Source organism: Kineococcus halophytocola (assembly GCF_041276425.1).
In the GTDB taxonomy this organism is placed as follows: Bacteria; Actinomycetota; Actinomycetes; order Actinomycetales; family Kineococcaceae; genus Kineococcus; species Kineococcus halophytocola.
The window spans coordinates 60,109-74,037 of the sequence record NZ_JBGFTU010000016.1; the positions used below are offsets into that span (position 1 = coordinate 60,109).

General features: G+C 73.9%; 15 protein-coding genes. 5 read left to right on the forward strand and 10 right to left on the reverse strand.

The genetic code is table 11. From position 1 onward, the window contains the following. Positions 1-26: 26 nt before the first annotated feature. The 3 genes from AB2L27_RS14290 to AB2L27_RS14300 all read right to left on the reverse strand — a co-directional run bounded on the left by AB2L27_RS14290 (position 27) and on the right by AB2L27_RS14300 (position 4,843). Complete coding sequence (locus AB2L27_RS14290; RefSeq protein WP_370442150.1) at positions 27-2,903, reverse strand: FAD-binding and (Fe-S)-binding domain-containing protein; 2,877 nt, start codon at positions 2,901-2,903, stop codon at positions 27-29. Between the two features lie 72 nt (positions 2,904-2,975). After that, complete coding sequence (locus tag AB2L27_RS14295) at positions 2,976-3,851, reverse strand: hypothetical protein (RefSeq protein ID WP_370442151.1); 876 nt, start codon at positions 3,849-3,851, stop codon at positions 2,976-2,978. Next, positions 3,848-4,843: an SPFH domain-containing protein gene (locus tag AB2L27_RS14300; protein ID WP_370442152.1), complete on the reverse strand. Its 996-nt coding sequence runs from the start codon at positions 4,841-4,843 to the stop codon at positions 3,848-3,850. Before AB2L27_RS14300 ends, AB2L27_RS14295 begins: the two co-directional genes overlap by 4 nt. Before the next feature lie 104 nt (positions 4,844-4,947). Here AB2L27_RS14300 and AB2L27_RS14305 point away from each other — a divergent pair, with 104 nt between their 5' ends. From AB2L27_RS14305 to AB2L27_RS14320, 4 genes are read left to right on the forward strand one after another with little or no spacing between them, the layout of a single operon-like run. Then, on the forward strand, positions 4,948-5,616 hold the full coding sequence (locus tag AB2L27_RS14305; protein ID WP_370442153.1) for an NUDIX hydrolase: 669 nt from the start codon (positions 4,948-4,950) through the stop codon (positions 5,614-5,616). A gap of 40 nt (positions 5,617-5,656) precedes the next feature. After that, positions 5,657-6,451: an ABC transporter permease gene (locus AB2L27_RS14310; RefSeq protein ID WP_370442154.1), complete on the forward strand. Its 795-nt coding sequence runs from the start codon at positions 5,657-5,659 to the stop codon at positions 6,449-6,451. Next, positions 6,444-7,250 (forward strand): ABC transporter permease, encoded by an 807-nt coding sequence (locus AB2L27_RS14315; RefSeq protein WP_370442155.1) that lies wholly within the window; start codon positions 6,444-6,446, stop codon positions 7,248-7,250. Before AB2L27_RS14310 ends, AB2L27_RS14315 begins: the two co-directional genes overlap by 8 nt. After that, positions 7,247-8,215, forward strand: coding sequence for an ABC transporter ATP-binding protein (locus AB2L27_RS14320; protein ID WP_370442156.1), 969 nt, complete (start codon positions 7,247-7,249; stop codon positions 8,213-8,215). Before AB2L27_RS14315 ends, AB2L27_RS14320 begins: the two co-directional genes overlap by 4 nt. A gap of 1 nt (position 8,216) precedes the next feature. On the opposite strand, the gene AB2L27_RS14325 is transcribed toward AB2L27_RS14320, so the two are convergent. The 5 genes from AB2L27_RS14325 to yczE form a co-directional block, all read right to left on the reverse strand. After that, positions 8,217-8,720 (reverse strand): DUF4383 domain-containing protein, encoded by a 504-nt coding sequence (locus AB2L27_RS14325; RefSeq protein ID WP_370442157.1) that lies wholly within the window; start codon positions 8,718-8,720, stop codon positions 8,217-8,219. 109 nt (positions 8,721-8,829) lie between these two features. Continuing rightward, the gene (locus AB2L27_RS14330) at positions 8,830-9,150 is read right to left on the reverse strand and encodes a winged helix-turn-helix domain-containing protein (protein ID WP_370442158.1); all 321 of its coding nucleotides are present in this window, start codon (positions 9,148-9,150) and stop codon (positions 8,830-8,832) included. Continuing rightward, positions 9,147-9,554: a hypothetical protein gene (locus tag AB2L27_RS14335; protein WP_370442159.1), complete on the reverse strand. Its 408-nt coding sequence runs from the start codon at positions 9,552-9,554 to the stop codon at positions 9,147-9,149. The genes AB2L27_RS14330 and AB2L27_RS14335 overlap by 4 nt, the downstream gene beginning before the upstream one ends. Positions 9,555-9,718: 164 nt before the next feature. Next, positions 9,719-9,994 (reverse strand): YciI family protein, encoded by a 276-nt coding sequence (locus AB2L27_RS14340; protein ID WP_370442160.1) that lies wholly within the window; start codon positions 9,992-9,994, stop codon positions 9,719-9,721. A gap of 9 nt (positions 9,995-10,003) precedes the next feature. Then, positions 10,004-10,630, reverse strand: a complete 627-nt coding sequence (gene yczE / locus AB2L27_RS14345; protein ID WP_370442161.1) for a membrane protein YczE — start codon at positions 10,628-10,630, stop codon at positions 10,004-10,006. Between the two features lie 61 nt (positions 10,631-10,691). Between yczE and yczR the strand changes: the two genes are divergently transcribed. Next, positions 10,692-12,116: a MocR-like transcription factor YczR gene (yczR, locus tag AB2L27_RS14350; protein WP_370442162.1), complete on the forward strand. Its 1,425-nt coding sequence runs from the start codon at positions 10,692-10,694 to the stop codon at positions 12,114-12,116. 10 nt (positions 12,117-12,126) lie between these two features. On the opposite strand, the gene AB2L27_RS14355 is transcribed toward yczR, so the two are convergent. Then, a complete protein-coding gene (locus AB2L27_RS14355) occupies positions 12,127-13,053 on the reverse strand; it encodes a carbohydrate ABC transporter permease (RefSeq protein ID WP_370442163.1) in 927 nt (308 codons plus the stop codon). 4 nt (positions 13,054-13,057) lie between these two features. Then, the gene (locus AB2L27_RS14360) at positions 13,058-13,897 is read right to left on the reverse strand and encodes a carbohydrate ABC transporter permease (RefSeq protein ID WP_370442164.1); all 840 of its coding nucleotides are present in this window, start codon (positions 13,895-13,897) and stop codon (positions 13,058-13,060) included. Positions 13,898-13,929: the final 32 nt, after the last annotated feature.

The following is a 13,929-nucleotide window of genomic DNA, read 5'->3' on the forward strand; positions in this document are numbered from 1 at the left end:
GCAGGGGTTTGGCGGGTGAGGTGGGGTCAGTCCTGCGGGAGGGCGTCGGCGAGGAGTTCGGCCAGGTGCTTCGGCCGCACGCCGGCGAGGTTGTCCGATTGCGTCCGGCACGAGTACCCGTCGGCCACGACGAGGGCGTCGCCGCGCTCGCGCAGGGCGGGCAGCAGAGCGTGCTCGGCCACCTTGACCGACACCTCGTGGTGACCCTTCTCGGCACCGAAGTTCCCCGCCAGCCCGCAGCACCCCGACAGGACCTGCGCGTCGACCCCGGCCTTGGCGAGCAGCCGCTCGTCCGGGCCGAAACCCATCGTGGCGTGCTGGTGGCAGTGCGGCTGGACGACGGCCTTCACCGGGCCGTCGGGGTCGAGCTGCGGGGGGACCCAGTCGGGGCGCTGCTCGGCGATGAGTTCGGCGAGCGTCTTGACGCGCTTCTCCAGCGCGTGCGCGCGGGGGTCGTCGGGCAGGAGTTCGGCGGCGTCCTCGCGCAGCAGCGAGGTGCACGACGGTTCCAGGCCGACGACGGGGACGTTCGAGGTCCCCAGCGCGTCGAGGGAGGACCGCAACTGCCGTTTGGCGCCGTCGAGCTGGCCGGTCGAGACCCACGTGAGCCCGCAGCAGACCTGCTTCTCCGTCAGCCGCACCGAGAACCCGAGGTGCTCCAGCAGCTTCACCGCCGCCTTGCCCACCTCGGGGGAGAAGTGCTCGGTGAAGGAGTCCACCCACAGCAGCACCGGTTCGCCGGGCACCTCGGGCCGCCGATCGAACCAGGCGCGGAACGTCTCCTCCGCGAACGCCGGCAGCGGCCGGTGCTGGTCCACCCCACCGAGCGCCCGCGCCGTCCACGCCAGCGCCGGCACCGACGTCAAACGGTTCACGACCTTCGGGGCGATGGACGCGAGCTTCGACCAGCGCGGCAACCAGCCCAGCAGGTAGTGGTTCATGGGCCGCAGGCGGCCCGCGTAGAACTTGTCGAGGAACTCCGCCTTGTACGTCGGCATGTCGACGCCGGCGGGGCAGTCGGCGCTGCACCCCTTGCAGGACAGGCAGAGGTCCAGGACGTCCTTGACCTCCTGGGAGCGCCACCCGTCGGTCACGAGGGTTCCGTTGGCCATCTCCTGCAGCAGCCGGGCGCGACCGCGCGTGGAGTCCTTCTCGTCGCCGGTCGCCAGGTACGACGGGCACATGACGCCGCCGGTGTCGGCGCGGCACTTGCCGACGCCGACGCAGCGGTGCACAGCGCGCGTCAGGTCGCCCTCGTCGCGCGAGTACGCGAACTTCAGCGGCATCCCGAGGGCGTGCGCGGGGCGGGCCGCGGGGACGCGCAGGTCGGCGGCGACGTCGGCGGGACGCACGATGACACCGGGGTTCAGCAGGTCGGCGGGGTCGAAGGCGCGCTTGACCTGCTCGAACGCGGTGATCGCCTCGGCGTCGTACATGAGCGGCAGCAGTCCGCCGCGGGCGCGGCCGTCACCGTGCTCCCCGGACAGGGAACCGCCGTGGCGGGCCACGAGGCGCGCCGCGTCCTCCAGGAACTCCTTCGCCTTCTGCCCACCGCCGTCCTCGTACAGGGGGAAGTCGATGCGGACGTGGATGCAGCCGTCGCCGAAGTGCCCGTACGCCAGGCCGTCGACGCCGTGGGAGGCCATGAGCGCGTCGAACTCGCGCAGGTACTCCCCCAGCTTCGCCGGCGGCACCGCGGCGTCCTCCCAGCCGGGCCACGCGGGCTGACCCTCCGGGGACCGGCCGGCGAGCCCGGCCCCGTCCTCGCGGATGCGCCACAACGTCTTCGCCTCGGCGGCGGTCGGGATGACGACGGAGTCCAGCGCGCGGGAGTCGGCGACCATCGCGCGCGCGGCGGCCAGCGACTCCTCGGGGGTCTCCCCGCCCATCTCGACGAACAGCCAGCCGTTGCCGCTGGGCAGCCCGTCGGCGGAACCACCACGGCGCACGACGACGTCGGCCAGACGCCGGTCGATGCCCTCCACGGCCAGCGGGGAGTGCTCCAGCAGGGAGGGCGTGGCGTCGGCGGCCTCGTGCATCGAGTCGTACCCGAGCACGACGAACGTCGTCGACGGCGACTGCCGGACCAGCCGGACACGCGCCCGCAGGATCGTCGCCAACGTCCCCTCGGACCCGGTGAGCAGCCGCGCCAGCGCGGTCCCCGTCGGGCCGCCGGTCTCGGGCAGCAGGTGCTCCAGGGCGTACCCGGAGACCTGGCGGCCGAAGGTGCCGAAGGACGTGCGGATCAGCCCCAGGTGCGCCGAGGCGATGCCCTGCAGCTCGTCCAGCAGGTCGGCGGGCGGGGCGTCCGTCCAGTACCGGCGGCCGTGCCCGTCGAGGACCTCCAGCGCGACGACGTTGTGCGAGGTGCGGCCGTAGGCCAGGGCGTGCGACCCGCAGGCGTCGTTGCCGATCATCCCGCCGACGGTGCAGCGGGCGTGGGTGGAGGGGTCCGGGCCGAACCGCAGCCCGTGCGGGGCGGCCTGGCGCTGCAGGTCGTCGAGGATGACGCCCGGTTCGATGAGGGCCGTCATGCCCTCGGCGTCGATCTCCAGGACGCGGTGCAGGTGGCGGGAGAAGTCGAGCACGACGCCGGGCCCGATGGCGTTCCCGGCCACGGACGTCCCGGCGCCGCGGGAGGTGAAGGGGACGCCGAGCTCGCGGCAGACGCCCCAGGCGGCGGCGACGTCCTCGACGGTGCGGGGGAAGACGACGACGAGGGGGACGACGCGGTAGTTCGAGGCGTCGGTCGTGTACTCGGCGCGCCGGCGGGTGGAGGCGTCGACGGTGCCCGACCCGGGAGCCGTCCCGAGGGCGGCGTCGAGGGCGGCGACCAGCTCCGCGGTCGTGGGGGCCGTCGCCTCCGCCGGGGCCTGGGCGCGCGCGTCGTCGATGAGGGTCACGCCCTCAGTGTGCCGCCGCGCACGGGGTGCTCCGACACGGAGTCGGACCTCACCTCGGACGTCACCCGGGTCTCAGCGCAGCAGCGTGAGGCGCCGTGGGCTCACCGTGACGGTGATCCGCTGGCCGCGGCTGGCGGTGAGCCGGTCGTCCTCCAGGCCGTCACCGAAGACGACGAGCTCGTCGGACAGGACGTCGAGCGTCAGGGGCTGGTCGGTGAGGGCACCGGTGACGAGGTCGGCGCCGGTGGTGCGGGACGGCCAGGCCTCGCGCACGAACCAGGCCAGCGAGGCGTCGGTCGGTGCCGGCAGGCTCGCCCGCCCCCGGGCCAGCGAGGCCAGCCAGCCCGTCGCTCCCGTGCCGGTGCCGGTGACGACCCCGCTGGACGCCTGCTCCTCGCGGCGGCCCCCCGCGGTCAGGACGTAGCGGGCGGTCTGGTGGCTGCGGTGGCCTACGAAGACCTCGTTGAGGGCGTGCAGCTCCTGCCCGTCGTCGGTGCTCGCGCGGACCATCGTGCGCGCTTCGCAGGCACCGCCGGACACGCTGCGGTGCAGCAGCTCGCGCGCTGCGGACGCGGGGTGCGGGACGAGCACCCCGGCGTTCCGGCCGGGCGCGGGGTCGATGCCGACGACGACCTGCCCGGACAGGTACTTGGCGACGTTGGCCACCAGACCGTCCTGCCCGACGACCACGACGACGTCCTCGGGGGCGAAGAGGAACCGGGACAGGTCGGTGCGTTCGACGCTGCCGGTGCGCCAGTCGACCGGGACGGCGGCCGCGACGGTGGCGAGCGCCCGGCACTGCTGCTCGTCGGCCTCCGCCAGCTCGTCGAGGGACCGCCCGCGGGTGCGCAGGAAGAAGTCGGCGGCGCCGGGGGTGCCGTGCCGGGCGACGGCCTCGGCGTAGGCGGTGCGGCGGTGCACGAAGACGGCGCGGGGCGCGAGGCTCACGGCTGCACCAGCTTCGCCAGGGCACCGGTGACGACGTCGGGGGTCAGGACGAGCGTCCCGACGTTCGGCAGCTGCCCGGCGAACTCCCGCAGCGCCAGCGTCAGGAGCACCTCGGGCGGGGTCCCGGCGATGGCCGCCATGCGCGCCGCCTCGGCCCCGGCGTCGGCCTCGCCCTGCAGGCGGCGGGCGGTGGCACGGGCCTGGGCGAGCCGCTCCTCGCGCTCGGCCTCGGCCGTGGTGCGGATCGCGTCCGCGGCCGCGGCGTCCTCGACGCTGCGCCGCTGGTTGGCGCCCTTCTGCGCGACGAGCTGCTCCTCGCGCTGGGCCAGCGCGATCTTGTTCTGCAGCTCGTTCTCGCTGATCGCGCGCTCGCGCTCCACGGCCAGGGCCCGCCGTTCGGCCGTCGCGCGGTCGGCCTCGGTCTGCAACTGCTCGCGCGTCGGGGTCCCCAGGGCCTTCTCGACCTCGGGGTCGGGCCGGACGGCGACGACGCGGGCGTCGACGAGGGCGAGGCCGGTCTGGGCCAGGCGGCTGTCGGCCAGCAGGCCCGCGGTGATGCGCTCGCGGGTCAGCGTCACACCGGTGACGAGGACGTCCCGCAGCGGCATCCCGGCGAGCACGTCGAGGACGTGCTGCTGGGCGGTCTCGGTGAGCAGGCCGGCGATCTGCTGCAGCGGTGCGGCCCGCCAGCGGCCGGTGGCGGGGTCGAGGGAGAAGTCGACGCGGGTGGCGGCGAGCGCGGGGTCCTCGATGCGGAAGGTGACGGTCGCCTGGACGGTGACGTCGACGAAGTCGGCGGTGCGGGCGTGCAGGAGGAGGGGCAGTTCGCGGTCGTCGACGGGCAGCTCCGAGAGCGTCGCGCTGAGCGGGCGGAACCAGAAGGCCTGCCCGGTGCCGGCGTGGGCGACCCTGCCGCGGCGGTGGTGGATGACGTGGGTCGTCGGGGTGCTGCGCAGGTGCCGGGCGAACGGGTAGCGGGTGATGTCGGCCATGACTGCCTCCTGGTCGGTGCTCGACGACTCGTTGTCGTCCAGGTGACGATAAAGCCGGCACCACCCTTGTCGTCAAGTCGACGACAAACGGGTACGCTGACCGGGTGAGCCATCCCGCCCTCGCCGTGACCGTCGACCTCGTCGTCCTGACCGTGCGCGAGGGAGCCCTGTGCGTCCTGCTCGTCGAGCGGGGCGAGGAACCCTTCCTGGGCCGGTGGGCCCTGCCGGGCGGGTTCGTGCGACCCGACGAGGACCTGCCCGGCGCCGCGGCCCGGGAACTGGCGGAGGAGACCGGGCTGCCCCGCGGCCTGGTCCACCTGGAACAGGTCGCGACCTACGGCGCCCCCGACCGCGACCCCCGCCAGCGCGTCGTGACGGTCTGCTACCTGGCCCTGGCGCCCGACCTGCCGGTCCCCCGAGCCGGCACCGACGCCGCCGACGCCCGGTGGGCCCCGGTCGACGACCTGCCCGACCTCGCCTTCGACCACGACGTGCTGCTGGCCGACGCGGTCGAACGGGCCCGCGCCAAGCTGGAGTACACCCCGCTCGCGACGGCCTTCTGCGCCGAGGAGTTCACCGTCGCCGAACTGCGCCGCGTCTACGAGGCCGTCTGGGGCACGGCGCTGGACCCGCGGAACTTCCACCGGAAGGTCACCGGCGCCGCGGGTTTCCTCGAACCGACCGGCGCGACGACGACGCGCGACGGGGGCCGGCCGGCGACGCTGTTCCGGCGTGGGACCGCTACTTCCCTGCACCCGCCGCTGCTGCGCTGACCCTTCTGCGACGACGCCGCGTGGACTAGGGTCGAACGTCGTGTCGCCGTACCCCGCCCTCGTCGCGGCGGGGTTCCGCAGGTGGTCGACGTACCGGGCGGCGACGGCCGCGGGCGCCCTGACGAACTCGGTCTTCGGTGCCCTCAAGGCCGCCGTCCTCGTGGGCACGGTGACGTCGGCAGGAGCCTCCGTCGCCGGCTACGACCCGCTCCAGGCCGCGACGTTCGCGTGGACGACCCAGGCGTTCCTCGCCCCCGTCAGCGTCTTCGCCGACGACGAACTCGCCCGCCGCGTCCGCACGGGCGACATCGCCGTCGACCTGGCCCGGCCCGTGGACCCGCAGCTCGCGGCGTGGGCGACCGACCTCGGACGGGCCGCGTTCATGCTCCTCCCCCGTGGCGTCCCACCCCTCGCGCTCGGCGCCCTGCTGACGGGACTGGCCCTGCCGGCGTCCCCACTGCCGTACCTGCTGGGCGTCGCGAGCCTCGCGGTCGGAGTCTCGGTGAGCTTCGCGGCGCGCTGGGTCGTCAACCTCGTCGCCTTCTGGCTCACCGAGGTCCGCGGGATCCTCCTGCTCTACACCGTGCTCGCCACCACGCTGACCGGGTTGTCGATCCCGGTGGCCTGGTTCCCGCCGTGGTTGAACGCGGTCGCCCACTCCACCCCGTTCCCCTCGATGCTGCAGACCCCCGTCGACGTCGTCCTCGGCCGCGCCGCCGGCGTCGAGGCGCTGCGGCTGCTGGGTGTCCAGCTCGTCTGGCTCGCCGTCCTGCTGGGCGGGGGCCGCCTCCTGCTGGCCGTCGGGGCGCGGCGCCTGGTGGTGCAGGGTGGCTGACCGCACGCCGGGCCCCTACCGCGCGCTCCTGGGCTCGCGGGTGCGGGCGCAGGTCTCGTACCGGACGTCGTTCGCCGCCGACGTCCTGGCCAACGTCGGCATCGGCCTGTCGGAGTTCGCCACCATCTACGTCGTGTTCTCGCGGACGGACGAGCTCGGCGGGCTCACCGTCTGGCAGGCCGCCCTCGTCTTCGCCCTGGCCAACGTCGCGTTCTCGGTCGCCGACCTCCTCGTCGGGCACGTCGACACCCTGCCCACCCTCGTGCGCTCCGGAACCCTCGACGCGTTCCTGCTGCGCCCCCTGCCCGTGCTGGCCCAGCTCGCGACGTCCGACGTCGCGCTGCGCCGGGTCGGGCGGGTCCTCGTGGCCGCTCTGGTGTTCGTCGTGGCGTGGCCGCGCGCGGGGGTCGACCTCGACCTGCGCGCCGTGGCCCTGCTGGTGGTGGCGGTCCTCGGCGGGGCGGCCATCTTCAGCGCGGTCTTCGTCGTCGCCGGGTCGTTGCAGTTCTGGCTGCTCGACGGGCGCGAGGCGGTGAACTCCATCACCTACGGCGGGTCGAACGCGGCGCAGTACCCGGCCTCGCTGTACTCCGGGCCGGTGCGCTGGTTGTTCTGCTACGTCGTCCCCGCCGCCTTCGTCGCCTACCTGCCGGTCCTCGTGCTGCTGGGGGAACCCGGGCCGGCGGGGTTGCCCGCCTGGCTGGGGTGGTGCTCGCCGCTGGCGGCGGTGCTGCTGTGGGGGGTCGCGCTGCTGCTGTGGCGCAGCGGGGTCCGGCACTACACCGGGAGCGGGTCGTGACCGCGCTGGAGGTGCAGGACCTGGTCCGCGAGTACGTCGTCCGGGAACCGGGGACGTCGCGGTTCCGCCGCCGGCGCCGGGTCGTCCGCGCCGTCGACGGGTTGTCGCTGCGGGTGGCGCCCGGGGAATCGGTCGGGTTCATCGGGGCCAACGGAGCCGGGAAGTCGACGACCGTGAAGCTCCTGACGGGGATCCTCGTCCCCACGAGCGGCACCGTCCGCACGTGCGGCCTGGACCCCGTCACCCACCGGCGGGACCTGGCCCGGCGCATCGGGGTCGTGTTCGGGCAGCGCAGCCAGTTGTGGTGGGACCTGCCGCTCACCGAGTCGTTCCGGCTGCTCGCGGCGATCCACCGCCTGCCCGCCGACGTGTGGCGGCCGCGGCTGGCCGACCTCGACGCCCGGCTCGGCCTCGGGGAGTTCCTCACCACCCCCGTGCGGCAGCTGTCGCTGGGGCAGCGGATGCGCGGCGAGGTCGCGGCCGCCCTGCTGCACAGCCCCGAGCTGCTGCTCCTGGACGAGCCCACGATCGGCCTGGACGTCCTGTCCAGCGAGCGCCTGCGGCAGTTCCTGCGCGCCGAACGTGCCGAGCACGGGACGACGTTGTTGCTGACGACCCACGACATGGGCGACGTGCAACGGTTGTGCGACCGCGTGCTCGTCGTCGACCACGGGCGCGCCGCCTACGACGGGGACCTGCCCGGCCTGGTCCGCCGGGTCGGTGCGCAGCGCGTCCTCGTGGTCGACCTGCGCGAACCGGTCGACCCCGGTCTCGTCACCGGGGCCGACCTGCTCGCGGTCGAGGAGGGCGGGTTCCGCCGCCGCTACGCGTTCTCGGCGGAGTCGACGACAGCCGCGGAGGTCCTGGCGCAGGTGTCCCGCTCGGCCGAGGTGCGGGACCTGTCGGTCGAGGAACCCGACATCGCCGACGTGCTGCGCCGGCTGTACGCGGCGTCCGGTCGCTGACCTACTGGATGTCGCCGCCCGCGGTGGACCCGTGCCCGGACGGGGCGGTCTCGCGGGTGTAGCGGCGCGGCATGACGAGCCCGAGGGCGACCATGCCCAGCCCCAGGCCGAGGTGGAGCCAATCGTCGGCGGTGTTGAGGGGCACGAAGTTGGCCTGGCTGCTCTCGGCCACGACGATGCCGTACACCCACAGGACGAGGTAGACCACGCCGCCGGCGAGGAGGTACGCCTTCGCCGCCGACGCCCGACGCGACATCAGGACACCGAGGACGCCGAAGGCGAGGTGCACGAGGTTGTGCAGGATCGAGACCTGGAAGACGCCGAACAGCATGGCCGTCGAGTCCGGCCCGGCCCAGCCCAGCGAGTCGTAGCCGGTGGTGATGCCGGGGACGAACCCCAGGACCCCGACGAGCAGGAACGCGATCCCGACGACGAAGGCGGTGGTCTGCACGGGGGCGTGGTGGACAGCCAGGTCGGAGGAGGTGGTGGAACGGGTGTTGCTCATGGACGGCTCCTGGGGGGACGGCCGGGGAGCTGTCCCCGGCGATGCACCGGCCGGGGTTTCGACCTGTTCCACCGTAGGCACCGCCCGGACGCCGGGCATCCCGGGAGGATCAGGCGGTCGTCTCCGGCACCGCGGCGAGGGCGTCGGCCGCGATCTGCTGCAGCGCCGCGAGGTGGGACGCCAGCCGGGTGCGGCCCTCCCCCGTCAGGGACACCCAGGTGCGGGGGCGCTTGCCGACGAAACCCTTGCGCACCGTGACGTGACCGGACTCCTCGAGGCCGGACAGCGTGCGGGACAGCGCGGAGTCGGTGAGTTCGAGCCGGTCCCGCACCGTCTTGAAGTCGGCCTCGGCGCACCCGGACAAGAACGCGACGACCGCGAGCTTCGTCGGGTGCTGGACGGCGGGGTCGAGCCGGGGTTCCCGGCTCACGCCCGGCCCTGTCGGCTGAGCTGGCGGTAGCAGACGACCCCGAACGCGAGCCCGGCCAGGAGCAGGGCGACACCCTCGTCCACGAACAGGTACCCGAGGACGGCCGCCGCGAGGAGGCCGATCTCGAGCGCCCACTGCCGGCGGCTGCGCCGGGGGTAGGAGCGCACGGGCATGCGCAGGTAGGCGACGAGGAAGAGGACGAAGAAGACGAGGCAGAGCCCCACCCCCGCGATCGCCCACCCGAGGCCGCCCGTCCACACCGCGACGGCGAAGCAGGTGAAGCCGGCGACGTAGGGGACGGCCACGGCGGGCGGGACCCAGCGCGGGAAGGGGTCGGGCCGGGCGGCCGCGAGCGCGGCGTCGGCGGTCCGGAGGTCGGTCCTGGCGCGGTCTGCTGTGGTCATGGGTCATTCCTACAGGAGTACTTTCCATGCCCGCAAGTACTTTCTCGTCGACTTGTCGGACGGTGGGGTCGTGGTCACCGCGGACGCACCGGACACCTGGCACCGGGGAGGTCGGGGTGGAGGCGCTGGGTCCTCCCCACCCGCCTGCCCGCACCGGGGACGGCTCAGAACTGCGACGCCATGCGCCCCAGCACGGGGGTCCACCCGACGACGCGGCGCTGGGCGACGATCCCGTCCCGCACGAACGGGTCGGCCTCGAGCAGGGCCTCGACGGCCGCCGCGTCCGGCGCCTCGAGGACGAGGACCGCGCCGTCGTCGTCGGTCGGCCCGGAGGCGACGAGCTGCGGCAGCGACCCGAGGTACTCGCGGTGGGCGGCGCGCCCGGCGTCCCGGGCGGCGGTGTCGGAGGAGTAGGCGTAGGTGGCGACGAAGTACGGCATGCCGGGACGCTACCGGGCACCGGCGGGCACGGCGGTCGCGCGCACGCGCCGGGACGCGTCGAGCCGCGGCATGACGAACCCCACGAGCGGGCCGATGCCGAACGCGAAGACCACGGTCCCCACCGCCACGTCCCCGCCCAGCACGGCCCCCACGACGAGCACCGGCACCTCGACGAACCCGCGGCACTGCCAGATCGGGCGCCCGGTGCGCGCGTGCAGGCCGGTCATCAGCCCGTCGCGCGGGCCGGGCCCCAGGCCGGCGCCGATGTAGACGCCGCTCGCGACGGCCAGCAGCAGCAGTCCCACCGCGAACAGCGGAACCCGTACGAGCAGGAGCTCCGGGGAGGGCAGCAGGTCCACCGTGGCCTCGATGACCGTCCCGACGAGCAGGACGTTGAGGACCGTCCCGATCCCCGGCCGCTGCCGCAACGGGATCCACAGCAGCAGGACGGCGATCCCGATGAGGTTGGCCAGCCAGCCGACGCCCACGCCCGTCTGCGCGGCCAGCCCCGTGGCGAACACGGTCCAGGGCCCCACCCCGACGTGGGCCAGGACCATCAGCCCCTCCGCGACGCCGTAGAGGACGAGACCGACGAGGAGGCGCCCGACGCGCGACGGGAACAGCGGCTTGCTCACACCACGATTGGACCGCACTCCACCACCCCGCCGACAGCGCCAATCCGCCTAGGGTGGACTGGTGCCCACGCTCTCCGCCGCCGGACTGGCCCAGCTCCTCGGCGACTGGCGCGACGACGGCCCCGCCCTGCGCGCGCTGGCCGACCGCGTCCGGCTGCTGCTGCTCGACGGCCGGGTGCTGTCCGGCAGCCGGTTGCCGGCCGAGCGCGAGCTCGCGGCCGCGCTGGGGGTCAGCCGCACCACGGTGGCGGCGGCCTACGCCCGCCTGCGCGACAGCGGGCACCTGCGCAGCGTGCGCGGCTCCGGCAGCGTCATCGCGCTGCCCACGGGTTCGCCCAGCGGGTCCGCGGAACCCCTCGCCGACGGTGGGCTCGTCAACCTCACCCGTGCCGTCCTGCCCGCGGCCCCCGTCGTCGCCGACGCGGCCCGCGCCGCGGCGCAGGACCTGCTGACCCACCTGCCCGGGGACGGGTACGAACTCCTCGGCGTCCCGTCCCTGCGGGCGGCCGTCGCCGACCGCTACACCGCCCGGGGCCTGCCGACGACCCCCGAGGAGGTGCTCGTCACGCTGGGCGCCCAGCACGCCGTCGGTCTGCTCTGCCGCGCGTTCCTGTCCCCCGGCGACCGGGTCCTCGTCGAGTCCCCCGGCTACCCGTACGCCGTCGACGCGGCGCGCGGGGTGGGGGGCCGCCCGGTCGCCGTGCCCGTCACCGCCGGCACCCGGGAGGCCCCCGGCGACTGGGACGAGGAGGCGCTGGAGGACGCGTTCGCCCGGACCCGTCCGGCGCTGGCCTACCTCATGCCGGGGTTCCAGAACCCCACGGGTGCCGTCATGCCCACGGCGCTGCGCCGGCGCGTCGTCGAACTGGCCCGCCGGCACGGGACGCGGCTCGTCGTCGACGAGACGACCAACGACCTCGCCCTGGACGGGCCGGTGCCCCCGCCGTTCCCCGCCGACGCGGTGCACGTCGGGTCGGCGGCGAAGTCGCTGTGGGGCGGGTTGCGGATCGGCTGGGTGCGGGCCGACGCCGCCACCGTGCGGCACGCCGCCGCGCACCGCACCCCCTGGGAACTGGGAACCCCCGTGCTGGAGCAGCTCGTCGTCGCCCGCTGCCTGCCCCAGCTCGACGAGGTCCTGCTCGAGCGGTGTGAGGAACTGCGGCAGCGGCGCGACGCGCTCACCGCCGAACTCGCGGCCGCGCTCCCGGAGTGGGGCGTCCCGCACGTGCCGGGCGGCCTGGCGCTGTGGGTCCAGCTGCCCACCCCGACGAGTTCCGTGCTGGCCCTCGCCGCGCAGCGGCACGGCGTGCTGCTGACGGCGGGCCCGCGGTTCGGGGTGGACGGGGCGTTCGAGCGGTACCTGCGGCTGCCGTTCGGCGCCGACGCGCGCACGTCGCGCACCGTCGTCGTCCCCGCCCTCGCGCGGGCCTGGCGGGAGACCGGCGCCGTGGCACCGATCCCCCGCCGACTGGAGGTCATCGTCTGACCGCCAGGCGTCAGCCCTTCACCGCCCCGGAGGCCAGACCCGCGACGTAGAACCGCTGCAACGCCACGTAGAGGATGACGCACGGGATCATCGCGACCACGGCCCCGGCGACGAGGTAGCCGTAGTTCACGGCCCCGTACGCCCCGGACTGCAGGTTCACCAGCGACAGCGGCAGCGTGTAGAGGCGGTCGTCGGTGAGGAACGTCAGCGCCCCCAGGAACTCGGTCCAGCTCGCCAGGAAGGCGTAGAGCGCGCTGGTGGCCATGCCGGGAACGAGCATGGGCCGCAGCACGGACACGAGGGAGCGCATCGTGCCGGCGCCGTCGACGCGGGCGGAGTCCTCGATCTCGGCCGGGATCGTCTCGAAGGCGTTGCGCATGACGAAGACCCCGAACGGCAGGTTGACCGTGGTGTAGAAGAGCACCAGCCCCAGCCGGGAGTCGGTCAGTCCCATCGCGTTCATCTGCAGGTACAGCGGCGTGATGATCGCCTGGAACGGCACCATCATCGTCACCACGACGACCCCGAAGAGGACGTTGCGGCCCCGGAACGCGAAGCGCCCGAAACCGTACCCGGCCAGCGTCGCGATCACGGCGGTGAGCACGGCGGTCCCGATGGCGACGACCAGGCTGTTGCCCACCGACCGCAGGACGTCGAGGTCACTGCTGAACAGCGCCGAGAAGTTCTCCGTGGTGAAGGTGAACAGGTCCCCCACGTCCGGGTCGCTCGCCACGATGGCCTCGTTCGCCTGGAACGAGCGCAGCACCGACCAGGCCAGCGGCAGGAGGAAGACCAGGGTGGCGAGGATCCCCCCGAGCCAGTAGAGGGTCAGCTTCGTGCGGTTCTCAGCGCGTCCTGCACCGGGCGTCTCGCGGCCGCGCCGCACCTTGAGCAGTCGGGGGGTCCCCTGGGTGGCGGGGCTCGTCAACGATGCCATGACCTCAGTCCTTCTCGCGCAGCAGCCGGAACTGGGCGGCCGTCACCAGACCGACGACCACGACCAGGACGATCGAGAGCGCGGAGGCCGCGCCCAGCTGGAGCTGGACGAAACCGCGCTGGTAGATGTACATGACGACCGTCTGGGTGTCCGTCCCCGGCCCACCGCGGGTGAGGACGTAGAACTGCGTGAACGCCAGCAGCGAACCGATCACGGAGATGACCAGGCTCATGGCGATGGTGCGGCGCAGCATGGGGATCGTGATGCTGCGCTCGCGCTGCCACCACGAGGCGCCGTCCATCTCGGCCGACTCGTAGACGTCGCGCGGGATGCCCTGCATGCCGCCCATGAGCAGCACCATGGTCAGCCCCGACACGGCCCAGACGATCATCACGCAGATCAGACCCGTCGCGAGGGGACCGTCGGCCAGCCAGGCCGTCGTCCCGTCGGTGATCCCCAGGGTCTCCAGGACGATGTTCACCATCCCCGACCCGGGTTGCGCCTCCAGCACCATGAGGAAGCTCAGCGTCGTCAGCCCGATGACGTACGGGACGAAGAAGACGGTGCGGAACACCGTGGAGAACCGGCGGTTGGCGCGGACGACGACGGCGAGCACGTACCCCAGCACGAGGATCGGCAGGGTGACGATCGCCGTGTAGAGGACCGTGTACCCCACCGACTTCCAGAACACGGGGTCGGAGGCGATGGCTGCGTAATTCCCCAGCCCGATGAGCTCGTAGGACCCGATGAGCGGCCAGTTCGTGAAGGACATGTAGACCGCGAACACCAGGGGCGCGAGCACGAAGACCGTGACGAAGACCAGCGCCGGCAGGGTGAGCAGCAAACCGGTCCGCGCTGGGTGGGTGAGGGATCGGG